The organism is Pseudomonas sp. NFACC13-1 (genome assembly GCF_900104425.1).
Lineage (GTDB): Bacteria > Pseudomonadota > Gammaproteobacteria > Pseudomonadales > Pseudomonadaceae > Aquipseudomonas > Aquipseudomonas fluorescens_AA.
The window spans coordinates 1-2,194 of the sequence record NZ_FMXV01000067.1; the positions used below are offsets into that span (position 1 = coordinate 1).

The window sequence follows — 2,194 nt, forward strand, 5'->3', positions numbered from 1 at the left end:
AACGACGACCAGGTGAAGATCCGTGGTTTCCGCATCGAACTGGGCGAGATCGAAGCCAAGCTCGCCCGGCACGACGCCGTGAAAGAGGCGGTGGTGCTGGCCCGCGAAGACGTGCCGGGCGACAAGCGCCTGGTGGCCTATTTCACCCAGTCAGAAACGGTGGACATTGAGACCCTGCGCAGCTACCTGCAAGCGCAGTTGCCGGCCTACATGGTCCCGGTAGCCTACGTGCAGCTTGACGCACTGCCCCTGACCCCCAATGGCAAGCTCGACCGCAGGGCCTTGCCGGCGCCGGAACACGATGCACTCATCACCCGCGGCTACGAAGCTCCACAAGGTGAGACCGAAATCGCCCTGGCGCAGATCTGGCAGGACCTGCTGGGCCTGCAACAGGTCGGCCGTCACGATCACTTCTTCGAGCTCGGTGGCCACTCGTTGCTGGCCGTCAGCCTGATCGGGCGGATGCGTCAAGTCGGCCTGAGCGCCGACGTGCGCGTGCTGTTTGGCCAGCCGACCTTGATGGCGCTGGCCGCCGCGGTCGGTAGCGGTCGCGATGTCGAGGTGCCGGACAACGGGATTCTGCTGGGGAGCACTCGAATCACGCCGTCGATGCTGCCGCTGGTCGCTCTGGACCAGCAAGCCATCGACCGCATCGTCGCGACGGTGCCGGGTGGTGCGCGCAATGTGCAAGACATCTACCCCCTGGCACCGTTGCAGGAAGGCATTCTCTACCACCACATTGCAGCGGCCACCGGTGACCCCTATGTGTTGCAGGCGACGTTCACCGTCACCGACCATGGGCGCCTGGACGCATTTGCCCATGCGCTGCAGGCGGTGATCGATCGCCATGACATCCTGCGTACGTCGGTGGTCTGGGAAGGCCTGGACGAGCCGGTGCAAGTGGTCTGGCGCAAAGCGCAGCTGGCGGTCGAGGAGGTGATACTGGCCGCCGAGGCGGGGGATATCGCCAGACAGCTGCGCGAGCGCTTCGACACACTGCATTACCGTCTCGACATGCAACAGGCACCGCTGATGCGCATTGCCTTTGCCCATGACCCGGCCAACCAGCGCTGGGTCGCGCTGTTGCTGTTCCATCACATGGCACTGGATCACACGGCATTGGAAGTGGTGCGCCACGAAATGCAGGCGCATCTGCTGGGCCAGGGCGATCAACTGGGTGAAGCGGCACCTTTCCGCAACTACGTGGCCCAGGCTCGCCTGGGTGTCAGCCGCGAGGAACATGAAGCATTTTTCCGCGACATGCTCGACGACATCGACGAACCGACGCTGCCCTTCGGTGTACAGGATGTGCGTGGCGACGGCAGCGATATCGAGGAGGCCGGGTTGCACCTTTGCGCAGGCCTGAGTCGCCGTCTGCGGGCCCAGGCCCGGACGTTGGGCGTGAGTGCGGCGAGCCTGCATCACCTGGCCTGGGCGCGGGTACTGAGCCAGGTGTCCGGCAAACAGGACGTAGTATTCGGCACCGTATTGATGGGCCGGATGCAGGGTGGTGACGGTGCCGAACATGCATTGGGCATGTTCATCAACACCTTGCCGCTTCGGCTGGATGTGGGCGACCAGGATGTGCGCGGCAGTACCAAGGCCGCACATGCCCGGTTGACCGGCCTGCTGGGTCATGAGCATGCGTCCCTGGCCCTGGCCCAGCGTTGCAGCGGCGTGGTCGCGCCGATGCCGCTGTTCAGTGCCTTGCTCAACTATCGGCACAGCAGCGCGGATGTGACTTCGGCCGATGCATTGGCGGCCTGGAACGGCATCGAACTCCTGAGCAACGAAGAGCGCACCAACTACCCGCTGACCCTGTCGGTGGACGATCTGGGCGAAGATTTCCACCTGAGCGCGCTGGCGTTGCCGCAGATCGGCGCGCAGCGGATCTGCGCTTACATGAACGTGGTGCTGGAGAACCTGGTGTCTGCGTTGGAGCAGGCGCCACAGACGCCATTGAACAGCGTATCGGTCCTGCCGTCGGCCGAGCGTCGCCAACTGCTGGTGGAGTTCAATGCCACGACCCGCAGCTATCCGCAGGACAGGACCGTCCATGGTCTGTTCGAGGCACGGGTACAGGCCAATCCCGAGGCGCCGGCGGCCGTGCATGACGAGCACAGCCTGACCTACGCCGAGCTGAACGACCGGGCCAATCGCCTGGCCCGTCATCTGGTCGGCCTGGGCGTACAGC

The 2,194-nt window shown here is 64.6% G+C and carries 1 protein-coding gene; it reads left to right on the forward strand.

Annotation, left to right across the window (positions count from 1 at the left end):
- Positions 1-2,194: condensation domain-containing protein (locus BLQ55_RS31035; protein ID WP_143011822.1), on the forward strand; the 2,194-nt coding region annotated here is incomplete at both ends.